This window comes from Vibrio sp. E150_011 (assembly GCF_053544015.1).
Genome location: NZ_JBHFOL010000003.1, coordinates 333,920 through 357,260 on the forward strand (window position 1 = coordinate 333,920; position 23,341 = coordinate 357,260).

The following is a 23,341-nucleotide window of genomic DNA, read 5'->3' on the forward strand; positions in this document are numbered from 1 at the left end:
AGGCGCGGTCAACAATAGTCAATATGCCCTTCATATACGAAGTCGCAGCCTTGTTGACGGCGTTCATGAACTGGAACGCCAGTCTGGAACGATTCTGTAGTGCATAGTTTGCGCTGGTTTGCGCTGGTTTGTTCCGTATACTGCCTAGCTGCACTCCAATTTATTCCGTTACATTAGGGGGATCTATGCCGAAGCGTAAAACCAGTTATGAAGAGATGATCGAAGATGTGGTTGATAATCTTAAGCACAGCCCAGAAGAGGTACAGCATGTACTTGAAAAGTCGGGGTCAGTGATTGAAGCCGCGAATGATATGACGAAGGATGAAATGGCGCTCATTTCTGCCTATATCAATTCTGATTTGAAAGAGTTTGCTGACAACTACGAAGAAAGCAAAAGTGGGCCCTTTTATTTGATGGTGGCCAATTCGGTTTGGCAAGGCTTGTTGGATATTACGGATAAAACTCGAGTTGAATGGGTTGAGTTGTTTCAAGATTTAGAACACCAAGGTGTTTACAATACAGGGGAGATGATTGGCTTGGGGGTGTTGGTCTGTGAAGAATGTGGTCATCGCAGTGAATACAATCACCCAACAGTGATTATTAACTGTGTTCAATGTGGTAACGATAGCTTTAGCCGGCGTGCACTTAAGCCTTGATGGTTCGAGAATAAAGACAAAGACGTTCCATCAAACGTTAAGTTCGAAGCAGAGGTTAGGTAAAGAGGCTGAATCCTCTTTACCTAACAGACCCTAGCTATATTCGAAGATACGATAGCGAGGCTAAATCGCTGTGGTTATTTGTGCTGGTCTTTAAATTCCTGTACCCACATGGCTGTGGCACCGCACACCGCAACCGGCATGACAAAAAGATTCAAAATTGGAATCGATGTAAATAACGCAACCATGGCACCAAAGGTGTAGCTCTTACCTTGTTTCCGTTTTAGCGATAACCGCATGTCATTGAATGGGACTTTATGGTTATCAAACGGGTAATCACAGTATTGGATTGCCAGCATCCACGCGGTAAAAATAAACCAAAGGAATGGCGCGACGGTCTGTCCAAGTGCTGGAATAAGCAGCAAAAGGAAAAGCCCAATGGCTTTGGGCAAGACGTAGCGCAGTTTGCGCCATTCTCTGGCCATGATACGTGGCACATCTTTCACCATACTCATGATGCCATCATCGGATACTTTCTGTTGCGTTAGTGATTCTTCCACTTTTTCCGCTAGGAGCCCATTGAACGGCGCAGCAATGAAATTTGCGAGGGTGCTAAAAAAGTACGAGAACGTTGCTAAGATAGTGAGCGTGAGCAAAGGCCATAGTATATAGCTCAGCCACGATAAGAATTCGGGAAGGGCGCCGATCCAATCCTCAATCCACACATTCAGATTGGCAAACAGATAATACATTGCCGATCCCACCAATAAAATATTCGCGAGTAAAGGCATAATGACGTAGCGACGAATGCCTGGCGTAAAAGCAAGCTGGAAACCTTGGTAGAAATAACCAAATCCGGTAGTAGCCTTGTTCAAATTCAGCTCCTTTTGTAGTCATTTTGAGGGGCAGAAAGGCGACTATAACAAAAAAGGTCTAAGGAAATCACAAACTTCTTATACTAAGGTGTTCTAATAATAGGTAGAGTTTTGGTAAAGTAAGATGGTTGGGAGTGTTTTGGCACTTCGATAAGGACTATTTTTATAACATTGAGAGCAAACAATGCAGGAATTGCGATTCGTACTCATTATTGTCGGTGCCTTAGCCATAGCGGCGCTGTTGTTTCATGGCTTATGGTCAAGCAAAAAGGAAGGTCAGAAGAAGTTTGGTGATCGACCTCTGGGTAATATTGATGAAAAATCTGATGACGATGATCAGTATGTCGCACCAGAAGATGATTTTGAGATTGTACGTAAGGTAAGAACGGAACCTGATTTCGGTCTAAGCCAACAAACGCCTGCGTTTGATCCTCTTGATGATGTCAGTGATCACAATGAGCGTGATTATGAGGTGACGAGGCATGACACAGCGCCCGGATTTGTCGAGCCTAGCGTTGAATCAGACGATATTCCTTCGTTTAGTGCGAAAGAGTCGGTGGAAGAAATCGCGCCTCTAGAGCCAACGGTTACCTTTAGCTCTACTGATATTGATCAAAACGATTTCGATAAGCCCGCCTATGCGCGCGTTGAAAATGCGTCGGTGGTTGAAGAGAACACGTCGCTGGCTGAAAGTAGTGTGGCGCTAGATGATAAGCCTCACTCGGCTGATCAGGTCGTGGCATCACCAACGAGCAAGCCGGTTGAACCCGTGGTTGAGGAACCAGAAGAGCCTGCCATGCAGGTCATCGTTATGAACGTACATTGTGCAGGCAGTGAACCATTCGTAGGCACGAAATTGTTTGATAGCATGCGTCAAAACGGGCTTATTTATGGCGATATGGACATATTCCACCGTCATGCTGATTTATCGGGGACCGGTAAGGTATTATTTAGTGTCGCGAATATGATGCAACCCGGTACGCTGCATCATGATGATCCTGATACTTTTACTACTAAAGGTATTTCTTTCTTCATGACTCTTCCTTGCTTTGGTGAAGCGGAACAAAATTTCAAGCTTATGTTGAGAACCGCCCAGCAAATAGCGGACGATGTGAGTGGCAACGTGTTAGATGATCAGCGCAATTTACTGACACCATCACGTATTGATGCCTACAAAAAACAGATTCAAGATTTTAGCCGCGCTAAATCCGGTGCGTAGCACCACCATTATTTATTAGTAATAAAAGGCTCCTACTAATAGGAGCCTTTTTTATCAGTACAATCAGGATAGAAAACATGTCTCAGCAACGTTTAAATGAACTAAAAGAGCAACTGCACCATCACGCAGTAAAGTATTATGTGGAGGATATGCCCGCCATTCCCGATGCGGAATACGATCGCTTGATGCAGGAGTTGCTGACCATTGAAACTGAGCACCCAGAGTGGGTATCAGTGGACTCTCCAAGCCAACGCGTTGGCGGTATGCCATTAGACGGATTTACCCAAGTGAAGCATGAGATTCCAATGTTGTCTTTGGATAATGCCTTCTCTGATGAAGACCTAGAGAATTTTAATAAACGTCTTGCCGACCGTGTTAATCGTATTGATGTTGGGGCCTATTGTTGCGAAGTGAAACTGGATGGGCTGGCAGTGAGCTTAATGTATGAAAACGGAATACTGACGCAAGCTGCGACACGTGGTGATGGCGCGACGGGTGAAAATATTACAGAAAATGTCCGTACAATCAGCGCAATTCCACTGAAACTGCAAGGAAATGACGTGCCTGCCCGCTTAGAGGTGCGTGGTGAAGTGTTTATGCCTAAGGCCGGCTTTGACAAAATGAATGCATTAGCGGCAAAGAAAGGCGATAAGGTGTTTGTTAACCCGCGTAATGCGGCAGCAGGGAGCTTACGTCAACTTGATTCGCGCATTACGGCTACTCGTCCTCTCAGCTTTTATGCATACAGCCTTGGTGTTGTAGAAGGTGCTGAGCTACCACCAAGTCATTTCGATAGGCTCACTAAGCTTAAGTCTTGGGGTTTTCCTATGGGGCCGGAAACGCTACGCGTGAAAGATATCGAAGAGGTGAAGGCCTATCATAAAGCGATTTCAGATAAACGTGATGCGTTAGCGTATGAGATTGATGGCGTGGTCATTAAGGTCGACGATATCTCATTACAAGAGCAGTTAGGCTTTGTTGCGAGGGCGCCTCGTTGGGCGATTGCTTATAAGTTCCCTGCGCAAGAAGAGATCACAACACTTAATAGTGTTGAGTTTCAAGTTGGGCGCACTGGTGCGATTACACCTGTTGCCAAACTCGAACCAATCTTTGTTGGCGGTGTCACCGTTAGCAATGCCACCTTGCATAATGCGGATGAGATTGAACGCCTTGGTGTGAAAGTAGGTGATAGCGTTATTGTGAGACGAGCAGGGGACGTGATCCCACAGATTGTTGCTTTTGTACCAGAGCGACGTCCTGAGAGCGCCTCTGCTATCACTTTCCCATCAGTATGCCCAGTATGCGCGTCTGGGATCGAACGGATAGAGGGGGAAGCGGTAGCTCGTTGTACTGGAGGATTAGTATGCCAAGCGCAACGAAAAGAGGCTTTAAAACACTTTGTGTCACGCAAGGCCTTGGATGTTGATGGACTCGGTGACAAAGTTATTGAACAGCTTGTTGACAAAGAAATGGTGGAAACACCGGCGGATTTATTCAAGTTGTCAGCAGGCGTACTCACCGTACTCGAGCGGATGGGACCTAAGTCAGCTCAAAATGTAGTGACTGCACTCAAGGTATCCAAAGAAACCACGCTGGCTCGTTTTTTGTACTCTCTCGGTATCCGAGAGGTTGGGGAAGCAACCGCGGCAAATCTCGCGGCGCATTTTAAGACACTGGATGCCATTATTGATGCCAGTCATGAGGCATTGATCGACGTTCAAGATGTCGGTGAGATTGTCGCGAAGCATATTCGCTTCTTCTTTGCAGCTGAATCAAATCGTCATGTTATCGCTTCGCTTATTGAGGCAGGTGTTCATTGGGCTGATGTTGAACTCCCGAGTGAAGATACACCACAGCCGCTCCTAGGGAAGGTCGTAGTGCTGACGGGATCACTATCGCAATTAAACCGTGGTGATGCAAAAGCCGCATTGCAAGCATTGGGTGCTAAGGTCACTGGTAGTGTTTCAAAAAAAACCGATATATTGTTTGCTGGTGATAATGCCGGTTCAAAATTAGCGAAAGCTCAAGAGCTCGGTGTTGAAATTAAAACAGAACAAGATTTGATAGATTTAATACCATAGACATTTATTCTGAATTTAAAAAGGACCTCTCTTGAGGTCCTTTTTTTTGCGAGTGACTTCAAGGTTATTTTTCGTTGTTATTTATATTAATAATGTTGTGATCAAGGTTTAATTTATTTGTTGATGGCCATGAAATAAAAAACCAGTGCGAGGCATGTCACCTTCTTCTGTTTTTTATTTTAACTAAGTTGTTGATAATTGAGGATTTAAAGTTTTTTTGTTTTTTTGATGTAAAAAATAAGACCTTCATCAATAAGTGAGGTAAAAGTTTGCGGTGCCTCCTATTTTTTATAGGGAAAGTAAACAGTTAATTGATATTTTTTGTCGCAAAGTTAGTCTTGTGGATATGGATGCACACGGTGTAGACAGGAAATTAATCAGCGTAAACTGATTGCTAAAATTAAAAGGAAATATTTCCCTTCGGCGGCCAACTTAAGGCGAAATATTAAAAAAACAGCTATATCCATTTTTAGGAGTTTATTCCATGGAAAAAATGTTTAAAGTATCAGCAGTGGCAGCAGCATTATCTACAGCCGTATTTACTGGTGGAGTAATGGCAGCAGATCCGATCGGTGTGGAATACAGTGAGCCGGTGACACAGTTTTTTGAAGAGTCGACCATAAGTGGTAACTTGAACTTCTTTATGCGGAAACGTGATCGAGTAGGAAGTGTAAGCGACAGTGGGGAAGATGGTTCGTACGATCCAAACCTAGACCATGGTTCAATTTTTGCGAACTTAGGGTTTAATTCAGGCTATGTTGGAGATGTGGTTGGTACAGATATTGTCATCTATAGCACGTTTGATATGTGGCAAAATGCTTCACCAGATCATGAGTTTAATTTCTGGAATACATCAAGCCCATACGGGGACAGTACCGTGCCAGACTCTTGTGCACCGGTAGATGACCCATCAGGAACTCCGAGTAAGTGGAATTCAAGTTGTAATGACAATGGTGTGTCATTTGCAACTGCAAATTTAAAGTTTAAATTTGGCGATAATGTGACAGCAAATGCAGGTTATATCCAGCCATATGTCCCTGGCGCACTAGGCGTTAACTGGTCGTTTGCTCCTGGTACATATCGTGGCGCCCAAATTGGTGGTACGTTTGGTGATCTTGCCCTTGGCCTAACTTATGCCGATGAATATAAAGCACCATGGTTCAAGAAGACATATGGATTTCAAACAACAGATGGTGAAGATGCGGGTGAAGCATATTCTGTCGGTGCTCGTTATACATTGTCGAATGGCATTTTGCTTGATGGCGCATTCAGTGGTCTGAGTAAGGGTAACCGTAAGAACGCACACTTTAAGGTAAAAGGTACTACTGAGGGCGGTTTTTACTGGTCTCCTCAATTATATGTAGTAGATGATAACGAACAATATGATAGTACTGCTTTCCAAGCCGCTTTCTTGTCATCTAAAGCGTTTGGTCAGTATTCTTTCAGAGCGGAAGCAACCTATACGAGCGCAGATGCTAAAGGGGATGATGGTACAGTCGGGAATATGGCATACCGTCTAACTAAAAACTACGGTGCATCCAATGGTGCCTATGATGTGTGGTGGAACAACCGCTCTGACTTTAACCATGATGGTGAAGTAGCGGGTTTCTTATCGATGTCACGTGATTTTGCAGATATTGGTGGTAATGGTTTTAGTGCTGGTATAAGCGCTGCTGGTGGTTTTGGGTCGTCAACGGATGCTAAAAAAGCGTCAGGCGCTGACATTGATGACTTGAGAGAATACGCTTATAGCTTATTTGCTAACTATGCCATTCAAAAAGGTGCACTAGCTGATGCAAATATCTCATTTTACTGGACGCAGTACTATAATGATACCAATGCAAACAACTGGGAGGCATATTCTAATCTCTTCCAAGATGAAAAAGATTTTAAACTGATGTTAACTATTCCGTTTGGCGTCAAGTAACCTTTTCCAAAACTAAATTAGGCCGAGCTGTAGCTCGGCTTTTTTGAACGAGGATTATAATGAAACTGACAAAATTAAAGTTATGTATAGTTAGTTTACTATTAACCGCCTGCACGTCTGAACCAATAACAGTCGAGCAATATTGGTATAAAAAGGGACAGAGAATTGGAGAAGTCGGGATACAAGATTACGGCTCCTCAATCGAACATTTTGAAAAAAAAGGTGATTTTAATGAATCTGCTTTTCATAAAGGTTATTCTTACGGGAAGAGTTTGTTTTGTGACCCATTTCAAGCATTCGATAAAGGTCTAAGCGGACGGAAATACTCAAACCAATGTGAAGGTGTTCGTAATGAACTGTTAATTCGTGCCGAGTGGCAGCGTGGTTGGCAGGTATTTATAGGAAAAGGTAATAGCATGCGTTGATAGGAGACGTGATGAATATTGGTGAAGTGGTGAACAAAACGGGATTAACGGCCAAGTCGATTCGTTTCTATGAATTGAAAGGGCTAGTTAACACATCTCGTTCAGACAATGGATACCGGACTTACGATCAAACACAGTTGGATATTTTGATAATGATTGCTAGTGCGAGACGTTTGGGGTTCTCTTTAGATGACTGCCAAGATTTAGTGACGTTTTATCAACGTCGTGATTTAAAAAGTTCTGAGGTTAAAGCAAAAGCTGAAAGTAAAATTGCTGAAATTGAATCAAAAATTCAAGACTTAACCACGATGCGAGATACATTAAAGTTATGGGTATCTCAGTGTCCTGGAAATGATTCAAAAGAGTGTCCAATCATGAGTAATCTTAAAGCCCCCTAGAAAAGTAAAGCTTAATCTTTCTAGAGGTTATTGTGATATTACATGTTTAGTACCTTGCCTCCATAAGCAATGCAAAGTTCTCTAGGTAAATGTTGGACTTGCCCATTTGTCATTTCACATTTCACACCGCTTCCAAATGCTTTTCCTCCCCCATTGCCAGAATTTGCCACGGAAGGGGCTGATATCATCAGAGAAAAACTTGCACATACAATCATAATGAATTTCATATTAATACCTTGATATATTGTTGCTAGAGATTGTTATTATGATTGGATATGCGTAAAGATCAAAAAAATACTTTATATTTAAAATTTTTTAATAATAATTAAGTGTGTTTCCTTATTAAATGCAAAATGTTAACTTGTTGTTTTAATTGTATTTTTATTAACTTTGTTTTTTGGTTAAAGTTATCTACTCTAATGATAGTCGTCATTTTACCTTACTTTGTTTCTAACATAATCTTATATTAACTAGATTAATTACAATAATATAGACGCTGACTATCGAAACTAATTCTAACTACTTTGTTTATATTGTGACTTTTTTAATTTTATTGAACACTTATGAAAAGCGATGTCTCATATTTGAGACGTGCTTACTCCATTTCTATCTTACAATGCGACTTCTTAGGGAGAGTAAGTAACTTGACATGATATTGAGCTTTTTTTAACAGGTTTAATAAACTCTCTTGCCCCACAAGATGAAGTGTCCCCACAGCAACCGTAAACGTGCCACTAGAAAATACCGGATCTGAATTGAGCTTCTCAACCCAGTCATAATTCCTATTTACAATAAAGTCTTGTTCAAATTTAGCATCCTTGGAGGCCTCGTCGAGTAGTTGATTTAAGTTCTGAATATCGCCCATTTTCCAGGACTCAATCAAGCACTCGACATTCTGACCGCTTTCATCCCATTCAGTCAGGGTTTGCTTAAGCATATTGACGCCGTCATCCTCTTGCTTCGATAACAAGTCGATTTGGAATTGAAGGGATTCTAATCCGTGAACGGGAATATCGTGTTTCGTCGCCATTTTTACGATAGTACTGTCCACACCATAATCGGAATGAAAACCTAAACTTTGAAACTGATGATTTTGTAGTACGAGAGCGACTTGCCACGGCGCTAATGCTGTTATTGTTTCGACGTTCATCCCTGAGTTGGTCGCTATCCTCTTTAATTGCGCGAATTCTTTGCTATTGAGTGAGGACTTGAGTGATTGGTGATTAGTGGCGGTAGGCATTGTTACTGGTTCTGTTAAATCGGCCTCAATAACAACGGCATCACTACTCATTAGGTTATCAATCAATACTTGAGGTAGGGGATACATTGAAGCATTACCTAGATGTACGGTACCGATAATAAAAAAGGTTTGCGGTCCCTTCGATGCTTTCCACACCAATGGTTCTGCTTGCGCATTAAATATACCGCTGACAAATAAAACAAAGCACCATTTTTTTAGATCCATAATCAACAAGATTCATCTCCTTCATGGTCACTGTCATTGCAACCTTATTAGTGGGTTTATTTTCTTTGAAAGAAAGATTCGGAGCAAGTACTAGATTTGATGAAGACCGTTATTCCTACTCGTGCCTGTGCTCGAGACGATTGGCAACTGGTGATCCTCTTGATTCTCTTCGATAATTAACGGTAAGAATTAACTAAGTTAAAAAGCTAAATTACAAGATCTAAATCACATTTCTAACCTTATCTATAGCGAGAAACGCGTCATATTACTTATTTCGTTGTGTTTGTGGCGGAAAATCGCCGATGTTTCTGTGATTTCTATCATGGTGTGTTTTCTTAATGAGTTTTTTTAGGTTTAGGTTTTTAATTTAAGGGGTTGATTTTAAAGTGTTTATATTTATTTTGTTATTTTAGTGTGCGAATGATCACTAAAATGAAGTGTTTATTTGTTTGCGCGAATTAATTGTCGTTAAATTGCTCCCAAGCCAAAGAGGCAATGAATCAAGACGGCAAGATAAGCGGTCACTCAAATAACTAAATAGGTATTCATAATGAAAAAAGTTCTCGCCCTAACCGCACTAGCAGTAGCATCTACCAGCGCATTTGCAGGTTCTTCTTACGTAACTGGTAACATTCAGTTTCACGATAGTTACTTACAGGGAGCAAAACAGACATCGACTTTAGAAGCTGGTCATACGTTTGATACGAATACGACTGTTCTGATGGAAATTGATGCGATTCCAATTGGCAAAACTGAAGCTGGTACTAGCCCACTTCCTGCTACAACTATTGGTGTAGAACAAGTATTCAATGCAACAGATAACCTATGGTTTGCCGTTGGTTACCACAACCTATTCCAAAACGGTGATACTATTCAATACCGTCCATTGGCGAAAGTAGGTTATAATTTCGACAATGGTCTGTCTCTAAGCAACCGTACTCGTGTACATATCAACAATCAATTAGACGGTCAAACTCGTCAGTCTGATACTGATGTTCGTTTAGATAACAAAATCGCTTACCAATTCTCAGAGACTCCTTTAGCACTGTCTTATAACAACGTTTATGTTATAGCTGGTGACAAAGACCAAAATGGTGCAGATAAAGTTAACACAATGGACCACGAGCTTCGCGCAACATGGACTCGTAGCGGTGTACAGCCTTATTTAGAGTTCCGTAGCCAAGCACACGGTCTAGAAAACCCAGATGGTAGCAGCAAAGTTAACAATGCATTCTTGATTGGTGCTTCATACGGTTTCTAAGACCACGATAAAACTGTTCATATTTCCATAGTGTAAAGGTCCCGGCAGGGGCCTTTTTTTTACCTATTAAATGATTAGTCTAAATAGGTCGTCATATCTTTTATGAAAGTTTTGGATAATTTTATCTGAACTTTATTAGGTATGTTTCGCTTAAATTATGGTCGTTATTGTTAGTGGCTTGTCGGCCCCTAGATTATTCATCAAAGTACGTTGACAAAGTGGTACTTTAGCTTTTGTTAACCTTTTGATTTTAGTCTAATTATATTTTGTTTGATTGTTTTTCTTCTGTCCTAATATTGACATTATCTCCATTTGCTCTTCGGCTATCTTCTCGGCACTATCCTCACCAAATTTCAGCATGTAAGGATATTGTTGTGCACATTTATTTTCGCTATGTAACCCTGTGGTTTTGTTTTCTGATTTATTCGTTACCTTTGTATGCCTCATCGTCCTATATCGAAGGTAATGTTCAATTTAATAGCACCTACCTTTATGACTCTAAAGTTACGGCAAAAATGGAGGCTGGGCATACCTTCGATACCGATACAACGATACGCTTTAAAGTTGAAGATATTCCACTAGGGGCAACCCCACATAGTGACCACCATCATAGTCATCATGATGTTTATTATGGACATTCAGCAAGAGCGCCATTGACAACATTAGGTATTGAACAGAAATTCGTGTTATCGGACAATTTTTGGCTGGGAGCGGGTTATGAACATTTAATGCAATTGGGTGAGACGATGCAATACCGTCCATTGTTTAAAGTGGGTTATGATTTTGATGAGGGGGTATCGTTGAGTCATCGTACTCGAATTGAGGTGTACGCCAAGCACGATAAATGGGGGTATAAGCCTGATATGGATTATCGATTTGATAACAAAATTGCTTATCAATTTAAAACTCACCCAATAAAGATTCATTACAATAATGTTTACCATATGGGGGGAGCTTACTATCCTTGGTACCCGTACACGGATAACTCGATGGATCATGAGTTTCGTTTAACGTTAACCAAATATGCATTTCAGCCTTATTTTGAATACAAAAACCAAGGTAACTTTCGCCACGCTTATTACCGTTCTGGGGTGACGAATAATGCGATTGTGGTGGGGGCGAAATATAACTTTTAACGAACAAGACCCAATACTTCAGAAATATTGGGTCTTGTTTGTTAATTAATAACGAGTGTTATGGATAAGAGCGATAGCTAAATACTTGCCCTTTTTCATTGTAAGCCAAGACCTCATACGCGTCTTTTTTATCGCCGTACTCCATACCGGGTGAGCCTAGAGGCATACCCGGTACCGCTAACCCTTTTGCATTTTTAGGTGGGTTATCGAGAAACGCCTGGATGTCTTCGGCGGGAACATGTCCTTCGAATACAAAGTCATTGATAACGGCGGTATGGCATGATGCGAGCTCAGGCGTGATACCGAATTTTTGCTTGATAGGGTTCATGTTTTTGTGCTCTTCCACTGAAACGTCAAACCCTGAGTCTTCCATGTGCTTTACCCACTCTTTACAGCATCCACAGTAAGGAGATTTGTAAGTAAGTACGTTCGTTGCTAGTGCTGTACCAGTGAACATCGCCATTGATAATGTCAGAGTTTGTATCAAACGTGATGGAGTCGACATAGTAAGTTCCTTATTATTAATCGTAATGTTTATGGGTTTAATAAGCCGATCAGTGCTTACTTTTAAAGCGTCTGAGTCTATTGGCATTGGTAACAACGGTGATGGATGACAGTGCCATCGCCGCGCCGGCAAAGACTGGGCTGAGTAAAAAACCGAACAATGGATACAATGCGCCGGCGGCAATAGGAATGCCGAGTGAGTTGTAAACGAATGCACCAAACAGGTTTTGCTTGATGTTTTTTACCGTTGCTCGCGAGAGTTCAATCGCATAGTTTATGGCGTTGGGGTTACTGTTAAGTAACGTCATTGAGGCACTCTCAATGGCGACGTCACTTCCCGAGCCCATCGCAATACCGACATCAGCTACGGCTAAGGCGGGGGCATCGTTAATACCATCCCCGACCATTGCGACGCTGCCGTATTGTGCTTTGAGCTGCTTAATATGATTGGCTTTTTCGTCAGGTAACACCTCTGCTATGGTCTGTGCGACACCAATTTGTTCGGCGACAGTGTTGGCTACGTGCTGGTTATCCCCGGTGAGCATGACAGTATGGATACCATTCGCCGTTAACGCGTCGATAGCCTGTTTTGCTTCCGGTTTTATTTCGTCGGCGATGGCAATCACGGCTTGAATTTGACCGTTAACGACAACAATCACCGGTGTAGAAGCCAGTCTCCGGCTATGCTCTAACGCCGGTTTAATTGATGACGTTTCAATACCAATAGATTGGATATGATTAAGGGAGGCGATGAGCACAGACTTTCCGAGAATGTCGCCAGAAACGCCTTTCCCTTGAATATTTTCAAATCTCTCGACGTCTACCGCTGTATCGATACGTTCCCAATACTGTGTGACCGCTTTCGCTAATGGGTGTTCTGAGCGGTGTTCTAGCGGCACAACAAGCGTCGCGAGCTCCGGCTCTGAAAGACCAAATAGAAATACGCGTTGAACCGTCGGTTTGCCAATAGTGAGGGTCCCTGTTTTATCAAACACAACGGCTTTAACCTTGCTGAGTTTTTGGAGCGCGTCGGCGTCCTTTATTAAGATGCCAGCTTGAGCCGCCTTGCCAACCCCTACGGTAATAGAGAGCGGGGTTGCTAGGCCAAGCGCGCAGGGACAGGCGATAATGAGCACGGTGGTGGCGACAACAAGCATATAGCTCGCTTGAGGCTCTGGTCCAAAGAAAAACCATAGCATTGCGGATGCAAGTGCGATGACCACCACCACAGGGACAAACACTGCAGAAATGGAGTCCGCCAATTTGGCGATAGCAGGCTTACTGCTTTGTGCTTGTCGAACCATGGTGATGATTCTAGACAGTTTGGTGTCAGCACCGACTCCAGTGGTCACCACTACTAAGCTTCCATTGCGGTTGAGCGTGCCAGCTGAAACGATATCGCCTTGCTGTTTTGATATTGCAATAGGTTCCCCGGTTAGCATGGACTCATCAATATAGCTTTCTCCTTGCGTCACGTAGGCATCTACGGGGATTTTTTCTCCAGGCTTAATGCGCAGCGTCATTCCCAGCGTAATCTCTGCGATAGAGAGGACCGTATCTTTACCGTCGATAATGGCAACAGCATGTTGAGGTTGTAGCGTCATTAATGCCTGAAGCGATTGATTTGTTCTAGATTTTGCTTTGGCCTCAATAAAATGCCCGAGAGAAATCAAGCCGATAATCATTGCGCTTGCTTCGAAGTATACGTGGCGAGATTGAATAGGGAACCAATCGGGTTTGATCACGACCAGTGTTGAATAAAACCATGCCGCACCAGTACCAAGTGCCACTAGAGTATCCATAGTGGCACGTTTATGTTTTAGCGCTTTAGCGGCGTTGACAAAAAAGTCACGCCCAGCGGTGGCAAGCAGCCATAAACACGCAAGACCTATTACGCCCCACACGACTTGGTCCTGAGGGTTTCGAATGATCATATTGCCACCTAGTACTCCCCAAAGCATCAAAGGCGCTCCAAGCGATAGCGCTATGATGGTATTTTTCTTTTGGTGCCGCTGATGATCAAGGAGTCGCTGTTGTTGGGTCGCTTGACTTGATGAAAGGTCGATAACGATTTCCGCATGATAGCCAGCCTCTTCGATCGCTGGGATCAATAATGCGGCGGCATCTTTGTCATTTTCTATCGATACCATGGCACTTTGTTCCGCCAGGTTAACACTCGCTTGGTTGACACCATCCACTTGTTTGAGCGCTTGCTCAACAGAAGAGACACAACTGGCACAAGTCATGCCTTGGATGAGAAGTTGAATACTGCGGTCATTCTCGTCAGTAGTGTGGTTCTGGTGGTTAATCTGAGGTGCGGGTGAGGTTAACACTCGGTCGTGGCTTTGTTTCGGTTCTACCGTTGATACCTGATCGACATGTACATCACCATGATCAACGAGCGTATCGCCAGTGTGCAGTGTCGCTTGATAGCCAGCGTGTGTCACGATATCGGCAATATTGATGTTTGGGTTCGAGCGGCTAACAATGAGTGACAACTTATCGAGGTGGATAATGGACAGTTCGTCATGCTGCTCTAATTGTTGTGTTAGCTTTGCGACGCATTTGCCACAGCTTAATCCAGTGAGCGAGAAATGAAGTGTCTCACTAGCGGTGTAACCAAGTTGGGAGATGATCGGGTAGATCGCTGCCAATGGTGATGTGGAAGAAACCTGCAATTGTGTCGTAGTGATCGAGTGGATAATAATGTCATTTAATGATTGCTTGAGCGCCGCCTCTAGTTTGTTGACACAGCGAGAGCAAGACAGACCTGATAAATCCAATACATAATGATGCATCATAAACCTCAAAAACCTTGGTGTGAGGTTACAACATAAACCTTGACGCAAGGGCAAGGTCAAGCAATTCGTTGTAGATTTAATATAAGGTGATAAAATGGCGTCCAAAATTTGCAACGTACGATGACGAGCATCGTGCGCAGTTGACAACAAGGTACTTTCAATGACGGTTAAAACACGTTTTGCTCCAAGCCCAACGGGCTATCTTCACGTCGGTGGTGCACGTACTGCACTGTATTCTTGGTTATTTGCGAAAAGCCAAGGCGGTGAATTCGTTTTACGTATTGAAGATACCGATCTAGAACGCAACTCTCAAGAAGCGGTCGATGCGATTCTTGAAGGCATGACGTGGATGGGATTGGAGTGGGATGAGGGTCCTTACTTCCAGTCTAAACGCTTTGATCGCTACAACGAAGTCGTTGAGCGCCTGCTTGCTGAAGATAAAGCGTACAAGTGTTATGCGCCTAAAGAGCTACTTGAAGAGATTCGTGCTGAACAAGAAGCGAATAAAGAAATGCCTCGTTACGATGCAAATCATCCTAAAATTGTTGCGGCTAACGCTGCTGCTAAAGAAGGCGATGCTTGCGTGATTCGCTTCCGCAACCCTAAAGAAGGCAGTGTGGTCTTTGAAGACCAAATTCGTGGTCGTATCGAGATTGCTAATAGCCAAATGGATGATCTGATCATTCGTCGTACTGATGGCGCGCCAACTTACAACTTCGTTGTGGTTGTCGATGATTGGGATATGGGCATTACCCATGTTGTTCGTGGTGAAGACCATATCAACAACACGCCTCGTCAGATTAATATCTATGAAGCGCTAGGCGCCCCGGTCCCAACGTTCGCTCACTGTGCCATGATTCTGGGTGATGACGGTGCAAAACTGTCGAAGCGCCATGGTGCGGTTTCAGTTATGCAATACCGCGACGAAGGTTACCTGCCAAATGCGCTCAACAACTACTTGATTCGTCTGGGTTGGTCTCATGGTGACCAAGAGATTTTCTCCCAAGAAGAAATGATCAATTTATTTAGTCTAAGTGCGATCAGTAAGTCGGCATCTGCGTTCAATACGGACAAACTGTTGTGGTTAAACAACCACTACATTAAGACATCGGAACCAGAGTATGTGGCTAAGTACCTGCAATGGCACCTTGACCAGCAAACTATTAAGACAGATAACGGCCCTGCGATTACAGAAGTGATCACATTGGTGGGTGAGCGTTGTAATACCTTGATTGAACTTGCTGAGCAGTCTCGTTATTTCTACGAAGATTTCTCTGAGTTTGAAGCGGGTGCGGCGAAGAAGCACTTACGTGGTGTAGCGAAAGGTCCATTGGAAGCAGCGCTGGCAAAAGTTGAAGCGCTCGAAGAGTGGACAACCCAAAGCATCAAAGACAATGTCATTACAGCGGTATGCGAAGAGTTAGAAATCGGTATGGGTAAGATTGGCATGCCATTGCGTGTTGCGGTGACCGGTGGTGGTCAATCTCCATCTGTCGATGCCGTTATGGAACTTGTTGGTAAAGAGCGCGTGATCGCTCGCATCAAGATGGCCTTAGCGTTTATTGCAGAGCGTGAAGCGAACGCGTAATGCGTTTATGACACGATGTAGTTATTAAAAAAGCCGCTGATATTATTCAGCGGCTTTTTTTGTTCTATATTTAGACTAAATTGTTAATCAGCTTAACTACTTAGTGAGATAATCACGGATTGATTGTTCAATTCCAGCGGCGTCTAGACCAAGCTCTGCATGCAATTCATCTTGGGTGCCTTGGGCAATGAATCGATCAGGCAAACCGAGGTTGAGGACAGGTTTGAGAAGCTTTTCTTTCATCATAAACTCAATCACACCAGCACCAGCACCGCCTGCAATTGCATTTTCTTCAAGCGTGACTATGACATCGTGAGACTGACAAAGCTCACGAATCAGCGCCTCATCCAGAGGTTTCACAAATCGCATATCTGCGACCGTCGCATCCAATGATTCTGCAGCGACGAGTGCACTTTCAAGGAAGGTACCAAAAGACAAAATTGCGATCTTATGACCTTCTTTAACAATGCGACCTTTGCCTATGTCGAGGGCAGTGAATACACTCTCAGGAGTGGTGCCATTGCCGCTGCCTCTAGGGTAACGTACTGCACTAGGTCCGTTGTGAATATGTCCGGTATATAACATCTGACGACATTCATCTTCATTGCTTGGGGCCATAATGACCATGTTCGGAATGCAGCGCATGAAGCTGAGATCAAAAGCCCCTTGGTGTGTTTGACCGTCAGCCCCCACTAAACCTGCGCGATCAATAGCAAACATAACCGGTAAGTTCATGATCGCCACATCGTGAATGAGTTGATCATAACCACGCTGTAGGAATGTGGAGTAGATTGCCACGATAGGATGATTACCTGCTATCGCCATGCCCGTTGCCAGGGTCACCGCGTGTTGCTCAGCAATCGCAACATCGAAGTACTGCTCAGGGTACTCTTTCGAGAAGCGAACCATACCAGAGCCTTCTCTCATAGCCGGTGTGACCGCCATCAGTTTAGGATCTTGTGCCGCCATATCACAAAGGAAGTCACCAAAAATTTTAGAGTACGTTGGCTTGCTTGACGTGCTCTTTGGCAGGCTTGAGTGCGATGGGTCGAACTTAGGAACGCCATGATAGCCTATCGGATCTTTCTCCGCAGGTTCATAGCCTTTGCCTTTTTTTGTCATGATATGAAGAAATTGCGGGCCTTTCAGCTCACGCATATTTTTTAGCGTCTTGATTAGCTCATTCACGTCATGGCCGTCAACAGGGCCGATGTAGTTGAAACCAAACTCTTCGAATAACGTTCCAGGAACGATCATTCCTTTTAGGTGTTCTTCTGTACGTCGCACCAACTCTTTAATTGGTGGTAGTCCCGACAAGGCTTTTTTGCCGCCTTCACGGATAGAGGTGTACAGGCTTCCAGATAGAACTTGTGCTAGGTGGTTATTTAGCGCACCAACGTTTTCTGAAATCGACATCTCGTTATCATTGAGGATAACCAGCATGTCAGGGTGGATATCACCGGCATGATTGAGTGCCTCAAAGGCCATGCCTGCGGTAATCGCACCATCACCAATTACACTCACGACCTTGCGGTTTTGTTGTTCTTTTTGCGCACTAATCGCAATACCAAGCGCCGCGCTGATCGAGGTCGATGAGTGACCGACAGATAATACGTCGTACTCACTTTCTTCTCGCCATGGAAAAGGGTGTAGCCCATCTTTTTGGCGAATCGTCGACATTTTTTCTCGGCGGTTCGTCAGGATTTTGTGTGGGTAAGCCTGGTGTCCCACATCCCAAATAAGTTGGTCAAATGGGGTATTGTAGACGTAGTGTAGGGCGACAGTCAGCTCAACCGTTCCAAGACCGGAAGCAAGGTGGCCGCTCGACTGGCTAACTGAATTTAACAAATACGTCCGTAGCTCTTCGCAGAGCTTAGGAAGTGACTCCTTAGGCATCAGACGCAGCTCTTCTGGCGTATTTGCTAATGTCAGTGTCGGATATTTGGAAATATCAAGTGTCATAGTAATTCAGCGCTTAGTATTGTTAATTGTTGCGCTCGATGACATATCGGGCGAAATCTTCAAGTAATTGCGTATTGTAGGGGATCGCATCTAAAGCACAAAGCGCTTCTTCGAAAAGTGTTTGTGCTTTTTGTTGTGCCCCTTCCAAACCCAGTAGGGCAGGGTAGGTGCTTTTGTTTAACTCTTGATCAGAGCCTTGGGGCTTGCCAAGTGTTTCGGTATCTCCGATGACATCAAGTATGTCATCGTGGACTTGGAACGCGAGCCCTACGGCATCGGCAAACTTTTCAAGTTGTGGTAAAACCGCCAACCCTTTCTCACCGCTCGCCAGTGCACCAAGTTGTACCGCGCACTTGATTAAAGCGCCGGTTTTATGGCGATGAATTTGTTCCAACTCATCAATGCCAACGAAGCGGTTTTCTGCTTCTAGATCTAGCGATTGCCCTATACACATGCCTGCAGCTCCAGAGGCGCTGGCAAGTTGTTTTATCATGGTTATACGCTGGGCTTCAGCATTGGGAGCAATCATACCGTCTGCAAGTATAGTAAATGCAAGCGTTTGTAGTGCATCGCCTGCCAAAATGGCAGTGGCTTCATCGAATTCTATATGGCAAGTGGCTTGACCACGGCGCAGCTCGTCGTCATCCATCGCAGGAAGGTCGTCGTGAATGAGCGAATAGGCGTGGATGCACTCAATGGCCGCTGCCGGGGTATCAAGCTCTTCACGTGAGCATCCGAGCATTTGACCGGTAGCGTATACCAAAAATGGGCGTGCTCGCTTTCCGCCAAGCAAAAGCGCATAGCGCATCGCTTCGGTTAGACGTTGCTGCTGGAATGGGTTTGTGTCTAACCACGCATTGAGTTGCTGGTTATTTCTTGTCTGATAAGACTGCAAAGTCTCGATCATGTAGGCACTCTCTTTTGACTTTATTCTGGCTGTTGAGGGAAATCTTGCAGCTCAGCGTTATCGTCCTTACTAAGAAGAATGCTGACTTTCTGTTCTGCATCGGTAAGCTTGTGTTGGCCGGCTCGAGCTAAGGCAATACCGCGTTCAAATTTTTTGAGGGCATCATCAAGGGCTAAGTCGCCGTTTTCGAGCTGTTCGACAAGCTGATCGAGTTCGTCAATTGTTGCTTCAAATGACATGTTTTCTGGTTTTTTCGTCGCCATAACGTACTTGTTTTATCCGAAATGATCGAACGTTACAGGAGCCTTGCCAGATGGTCAAACTAATGGTGTCAAAAATGTAATAGAGATGTGTGGCTAGCCAATTTTTAACCAAGGTTGACGGTGTTTTGTCATCAACTCATTGCAACTTAGCACTACCAATGCCTACTGGTTTACAGTACTTATGTCTAAAACTGTGATTTTATGGTCATAAATAACTTAAAGATATTGAGGTGTGGTCGATAACCTCATTATAAAGCGATAGACTCAAGCGCATTATCAACCGACAAACGGTTATGTGCGACGTCAAATTATAACGGAGTATTGAGTGGATTTAGCGACGCTTATTGGCCTCATCGGTGGGGTTGCATCTATTATTATGGCCATGGTGCTTGGCGGAAGCATCATGATCTATTTCGACACCACTTCTGTGTTTATTGTGATCGGTGGTTCAACTTTTGTTGTTTTGATGAAGTTCACGTTGAGCCAATTCTTTAGTGCTGCAAAGATTGCCGGTAAGGCCTTTATGTTTAAGACCGATGAGCCTGAAGACCTCATTGCGAAAATCGTGGAAATGGCAGATGCGGCTCGTAAAGGTGGCTTCTTAGCGCTTGAAGAAATGGATATTCAAAATAGCTTCATGCAGAAGGGCATCGACCTGCTAGTGGATGGACATGATGCAGAAGTGGTGAGGAACGCGATGCAAAAAGACATTGCGTTGACCGATGAAAGACACGTCAAAGGCGCCAGTGTCTTTAAGGCTTTTGGTGATGTCGCACCTGCAATGGGCATGATCGGCACCCTGATTGGGTTGGTGGCGATGTTGTCGAATATGGACGATCCCAAATCTATCGGGCCGGCCATGGCGGTTGCCTTGCTGACGACACTGTATGGCGCGATACTATCCAATATGCTGTTCTTCCCTATTGCCGATAAATTGACGCTACGTCGAGAGCAAGAAAAGCTTAATCGTCGCTTGATTATGGACGGAGTGCTAGCAATTCAAGACGGCCAGAACCCTCGTGTTATTGATGGTTATCTTAAAAACTATCTGAATGAAAGCAAGCGCGCTTTTGACTTGGACGGTGAGTAATATGGCACGCCAGCACATTGAGCGAATAAGCGCGGGGGAGGCATCATGACTGAAGAAGACAAGCAATGTGATTGTCCACCTCCAGGACTCCCTCAGTGGATGGGCACCTTTGCCGATCTTATGTCGTTGTTGATGTGTTTCTTTGTTTTGCTATTGTCCTTTTCTGAGATGGATGTTCTAAAATTCAAGCAAATTGCAGGTTCAATGAAATTTGCTTTTGGCGTGCAAAATAGATTGGAAGTCAAAGACATCCCCAAAGGGACGAGTATCATTGCTTTGGAATTTCGTCCAGGTCGTCCTGAGCCCACGCCAATAGATGTGATTATGCAACAAACCATCGATATCACTCAGCAAACCTTGGAGTTTCAAGAGGGTGATTCTGATCGTGCTGGTGGCAACCAGCGTGATGACGGCAAAATCACAGGTGGCCAGACTGCTGACCGAACACAGAAAAATCAAATTGGTACCGCATCTTCTGAGAGTGAATCTGACAGCCAAGAGGCCTCTAAAGATCTAGAAAAACTGGAAGAAGCGATCAAGACTGCGCTTCAGCAAGAGATCAAACAAGGGGCGGTTGAGGTAGAAAATCTAGGCCAGCAACTTGTGATTAGAATCGAAGAAAAAGGGGCATTTCCCGAAGGGTCTGCATTTTTGCAGCCTAAATTCAGGCCATTGGTGCGCCAAGTCGCTGATCTTGCTAAAGACATTCCAGGACTAGTACGAGTATCAGGCCATACCGATAATACGCCATTAGATTCCGAGCTGTATCGCTCAAATTGGGATCTCTCTTCTCAGCGGGCGGTATCCGTAGCGCAAGAGATGGAGAAGGTTGAAGGGTTTTCACATCAAAGGCTGCGAGTATTAGGTGTTGCCGATACAGAGCCATTAGTGGCGAACGATACGGAAAGGCAGCGCGCTAGAAATCGACGTGTTGAAATTAGTATCATGCAAGGTGAGCCTCTGTTTACCGACGAGGTGTCCGCAGACGGCAAGTAGCTTTAGTAAACTTGATAAAAACGTCAGTGCTTTTGTATTGGCGTTTTTTTTGATCCTCACTCACTGTGAATACTTGGTTTTTACCGAGATCTCAGGTGATCAGCCGTCATAAACTGGAATCCAAGAGTCAGTTGGGTATATACTTGCGCCCCTGACGAATTCCCCTAAACTTTTTGCGTCAATATTGATGCCGCAAGAGTCGTGAATTTTGTACTAAAATTGATGTATTGCCACGCCTGTCGAGTTGATTGACAGCATTCCAATGAGATGTGATTAGACTATGAGATTTATTGTAAAACCCCATCCAGAGATTTTTGTTAAAAGTGAATCAGTGCGCAAGCGCTTTACTAAAATCCTTGAGTCCAATTTACGTATTATTATTCAACGTCGTACTGAATCTGTTGCGGTGATTAACCGCCGCGATCACATTGAAGTGACGGCAAACTCGTCGCAATACTACAATGAAGTACTAGAAATCCTGACGCACTCATCAGGGATTCATCATGTTTTAGAGGTTCAGCAATCTGACTTTACCGATATGCATGATATCTACGAGCAAGTACTAGAGCTAAACGGTCGACGTATTATCGATAAAACGTTCTCGGTACGAGCTAAGCGTCGTGGTAAGCATGAGTTTACGTCAATTGAATTAGAGCGTTATGTTGGCGGTGGCTTAAACCAGGCCATTGAATCTGCACGCGTTAAGCTGAATAAACCGGACGTGACAGTCAATATTGAAGTCACCAATGACAAGCTCAATCAGGTCATTGCGCGTTACAAAGGTTTGGGTGGTTTCCCACTAGGTACACAGGAAGACTTGCTGAGCTTGATCTCGGGAGGCTTTGATTCCGGTGTTTCTAGTTACTTGCATATCAAACGTGGTTCGAAAACACATTACTGTTTCTTTAATCTTGGCGGTCCAGCGCATGAAATCGGCGTTAAGCAAGTGGCACATTATTTATGGAACAAGTACGGTTCATCAGCAAAAGTTAAGTTTATCTCTGTTGATTTTGAGCCGGTTGTTGCGGAAATTTTAGAAAAAGTTGACGACGGCCAGATGGGTGTGGTCCTTAAACGTATGTTCATGCGTGCGGGTGGCATGGTCGCGGATAAATTTGGTATTCAAGCCCTAGTCACTGGTGAAGCGCTTGGTCAGGTATCGAGTCAAACACTGACCAACTTGCGCCATATTGATGGTGTGACAGATGCCTTGATCCTTCGTCCATTGATCAACTGGGATAAAGAGGACATCATCGATGTTGCCCGTGAGATTGGTACCGAGGATTTTGCTAAAACAATGCCAGAATACTGTGGTGTGATTTCTAAAAAACCGACAGTAAAAGCCGTAAAAGCCAAGCTTGAAAAAGAAGAAGAAAAGTTCGATTTTTCTATTCTAGAGCAAGTGGTTCTTGACGCACGTGTAATGGATATTCGTGACATTGAGAAACAAAGCCAAGAAAAAGCACCGGAAGTTGAGCAAGTACAAGCCGTTGGAGAGCATGCGATTGTACTTGATATCCGTAGCGCTGATGAAGAAGAGGAAAGCCCTCTAGTACTGGACGGTGTGGAAGTGAAGCATCTACCTTTCTTCAAGCTTGGCACTCAGTTTGGCGATCTTGACCAATCGAAAACGTACTTGCTGTATTGTGACCGAGGTGTGATGAGTCGATTACAAGCGCTGTACCTTCAAGAGCAAGGGTTTGCCAATGTTAAGGTTTATCGCCCATAGCGAGATCTACATTGGACAATAAAAAAGGCGCTTAATGCGCCTTTTTTTGATCGTCTCG

Annotated in this window: 19 protein-coding genes; 12 read left to right on the forward strand and 7 right to left on the reverse strand. The window is 44.0% G+C overall.

From position 1 onward, the window contains the following. Window positions 1-185: 185 nt before the first annotated feature. Window positions 186-656 carry a zinc ribbon-containing protein gene (locus ACE1OE_RS07625; protein ID WP_102468823.1) on the forward strand — a complete coding sequence of 157 codons (471 nt, stop codon included), beginning with the start codon at window positions 186-188 and terminating at the stop codon, window positions 654-656. Window positions 657-793: 137 nt separating this feature from the next. On the opposite strand, the gene cysZ is transcribed toward ACE1OE_RS07625, so the two are convergent. Then, entirely contained in the window at window positions 794-1,531 is a 738-nt protein-coding gene (gene cysZ / locus ACE1OE_RS07630) for a sulfate transporter CysZ (protein WP_449210622.1), read from the reverse strand. Window positions 1,532-1,715: 184 nt separating this feature from the next. Here cysZ and zipA point away from each other — a divergent pair, with 184 nt between their 5' ends. The 5 genes from zipA to cueR all read left to right on the forward strand — a co-directional run bounded on the left by zipA (window position 1,716) and on the right by cueR (window position 7,581). Further along, window positions 1,716-2,750, forward strand: a complete 1,035-nt coding sequence (zipA, locus tag ACE1OE_RS07635; RefSeq protein ID WP_449210623.1) for a cell division protein ZipA — start codon at window positions 1,716-1,718, stop codon at window positions 2,748-2,750. 77 nt (window positions 2,751-2,827) lie between these two features. Beyond that, window positions 2,828-4,831 carry an NAD-dependent DNA ligase LigA gene (ligA, locus tag ACE1OE_RS07640; protein WP_449210624.1) on the forward strand — a complete coding sequence of 668 codons (2,004 nt, stop codon included), beginning with the start codon at window positions 2,828-2,830 and terminating at the stop codon, window positions 4,829-4,831. A gap of 484 nt (window positions 4,832-5,315) precedes the next feature. Next, a complete protein-coding gene (locus tag ACE1OE_RS07645) occupies window positions 5,316-6,758 on the forward strand; it encodes a multidrug transporter (protein WP_449210625.1) in 1,443 nt (480 codons plus the stop codon). A 59-nt stretch (window positions 6,759-6,817) separates the two neighbouring features. After that, on the forward strand, window positions 6,818-7,183 hold the full coding sequence (locus tag ACE1OE_RS07650) for a DUF2799 domain-containing protein (RefSeq protein WP_449210626.1): 366 nt from the start codon (window positions 6,818-6,820) through the stop codon (window positions 7,181-7,183). An 11-nt stretch (window positions 7,184-7,194) separates the two neighbouring features. Continuing rightward, window positions 7,195-7,581, forward strand: coding sequence for a Cu(I)-responsive transcriptional regulator (gene cueR / locus ACE1OE_RS07655; RefSeq protein WP_449210627.1), 387 nt, complete (start codon window positions 7,195-7,197; stop codon window positions 7,579-7,581). Window positions 7,582-8,176: 595 nt separating this feature from the next. Here the strand turns inward: cueR and ACE1OE_RS07660 are convergent. After that, complete coding sequence (locus ACE1OE_RS07660; protein WP_449210690.1) at window positions 8,177-9,046, reverse strand: TraB/GumN family protein; 870 nt, start codon at window positions 9,044-9,046, stop codon at window positions 8,177-8,179. 550 nt (window positions 9,047-9,596) lie between these two features. On the opposite strand from ACE1OE_RS07660, the gene ACE1OE_RS07665 reads away from it, so the two are divergent. Together ACE1OE_RS07665 and ACE1OE_RS07670 are read left to right on the forward strand one after the other, a co-directional pair. Further along, window positions 9,597-10,307, forward strand: a complete 711-nt coding sequence (locus ACE1OE_RS07665; protein WP_449210628.1) for an oligogalacturonate-specific porin KdgM family protein — start codon at window positions 9,597-9,599, stop codon at window positions 10,305-10,307. Between the two features lie 374 nt (window positions 10,308-10,681). Further along, a complete protein-coding gene (locus ACE1OE_RS07670) occupies window positions 10,682-11,443 on the forward strand; it encodes an oligogalacturonate-specific porin KdgM family protein (protein WP_449210629.1) in 762 nt (253 codons plus the stop codon). 58 nt (window positions 11,444-11,501) lie between these two features. On the opposite strand, the gene ACE1OE_RS07675 is transcribed toward ACE1OE_RS07670, so the two are convergent. Both ACE1OE_RS07675 and ACE1OE_RS07680 read right to left on the reverse strand, forming a co-directional pair. Further along, complete coding sequence (locus tag ACE1OE_RS07675; RefSeq protein ID WP_102468813.1) at window positions 11,502-11,948, reverse strand: DUF411 domain-containing protein; 447 nt, start codon at window positions 11,946-11,948, stop codon at window positions 11,502-11,504. Window positions 11,949-11,997: 49 nt separating this feature from the next. Beyond that, window positions 11,998-14,745 (reverse strand): heavy metal translocating P-type ATPase, encoded by a 2,748-nt coding sequence (locus ACE1OE_RS07680; protein WP_449210691.1) that lies wholly within the window; start codon window positions 14,743-14,745, stop codon window positions 11,998-12,000. A gap of 163 nt (window positions 14,746-14,908) precedes the next feature. Here ACE1OE_RS07680 and gltX point away from each other — a divergent pair, with 163 nt between their 5' ends. Further along, complete coding sequence (gene gltX, locus ACE1OE_RS07685; RefSeq protein ID WP_449210630.1) at window positions 14,909-16,336, forward strand: glutamate--tRNA ligase; 1,428 nt, start codon at window positions 14,909-14,911, stop codon at window positions 16,334-16,336. A gap of 96 nt (window positions 16,337-16,432) precedes the next feature. Here gltX and dxs read toward each other — a convergent pair whose 3' ends face one another. Genes dxs through xseB form a run of 3 tightly spaced genes read right to left on the reverse strand, consistent with a single transcriptional unit; the run spans window position 16,433 to window position 19,468 of the window. Then, a complete protein-coding gene (dxs, locus tag ACE1OE_RS07690; protein WP_372059488.1) occupies window positions 16,433-18,298 on the reverse strand; it encodes a 1-deoxy-D-xylulose-5-phosphate synthase in 1,866 nt (621 codons plus the stop codon). Window positions 18,299-18,320: 22 nt separating this feature from the next. After that, a complete protein-coding gene (gene ispA / locus ACE1OE_RS07695; RefSeq protein WP_102468810.1) occupies window positions 18,321-19,205 on the reverse strand; it encodes a (2E,6E)-farnesyl diphosphate synthase in 885 nt (294 codons plus the stop codon). A gap of 20 nt (window positions 19,206-19,225) precedes the next feature. Beyond that, complete coding sequence (gene xseB / locus ACE1OE_RS07700) at window positions 19,226-19,468, reverse strand: exodeoxyribonuclease VII small subunit (protein WP_102468809.1); 243 nt, start codon at window positions 19,466-19,468, stop codon at window positions 19,226-19,228. 325 nt (window positions 19,469-19,793) lie between these two features. Here xseB and pomA point away from each other — a divergent pair, with 325 nt between their 5' ends. From pomA to thiI, 3 genes are all read left to right on the forward strand, one after another. Continuing rightward, window positions 19,794-20,558 carry a flagellar motor protein PomA gene (gene pomA / locus ACE1OE_RS07705; RefSeq protein WP_102468808.1) on the forward strand — a complete coding sequence of 255 codons (765 nt, stop codon included), beginning with the start codon at window positions 19,794-19,796 and terminating at the stop codon, window positions 20,556-20,558. Between the two features lie 99 nt (window positions 20,559-20,657). Next, window positions 20,658-21,554, forward strand: a complete 897-nt coding sequence (locus ACE1OE_RS07710) for a flagellar motor protein MotB (RefSeq protein WP_372078294.1) — start codon at window positions 20,658-20,660, stop codon at window positions 21,552-21,554. A 280-nt stretch (window positions 21,555-21,834) separates the two neighbouring features. After that, window positions 21,835-23,283: a tRNA uracil 4-sulfurtransferase ThiI gene (thiI, locus tag ACE1OE_RS07715; RefSeq protein WP_449210631.1), complete on the forward strand. Its 1,449-nt coding sequence runs from the start codon at window positions 21,835-21,837 to the stop codon at window positions 23,281-23,283. Window positions 23,284-23,341 lie beyond the last annotated feature (58 nt).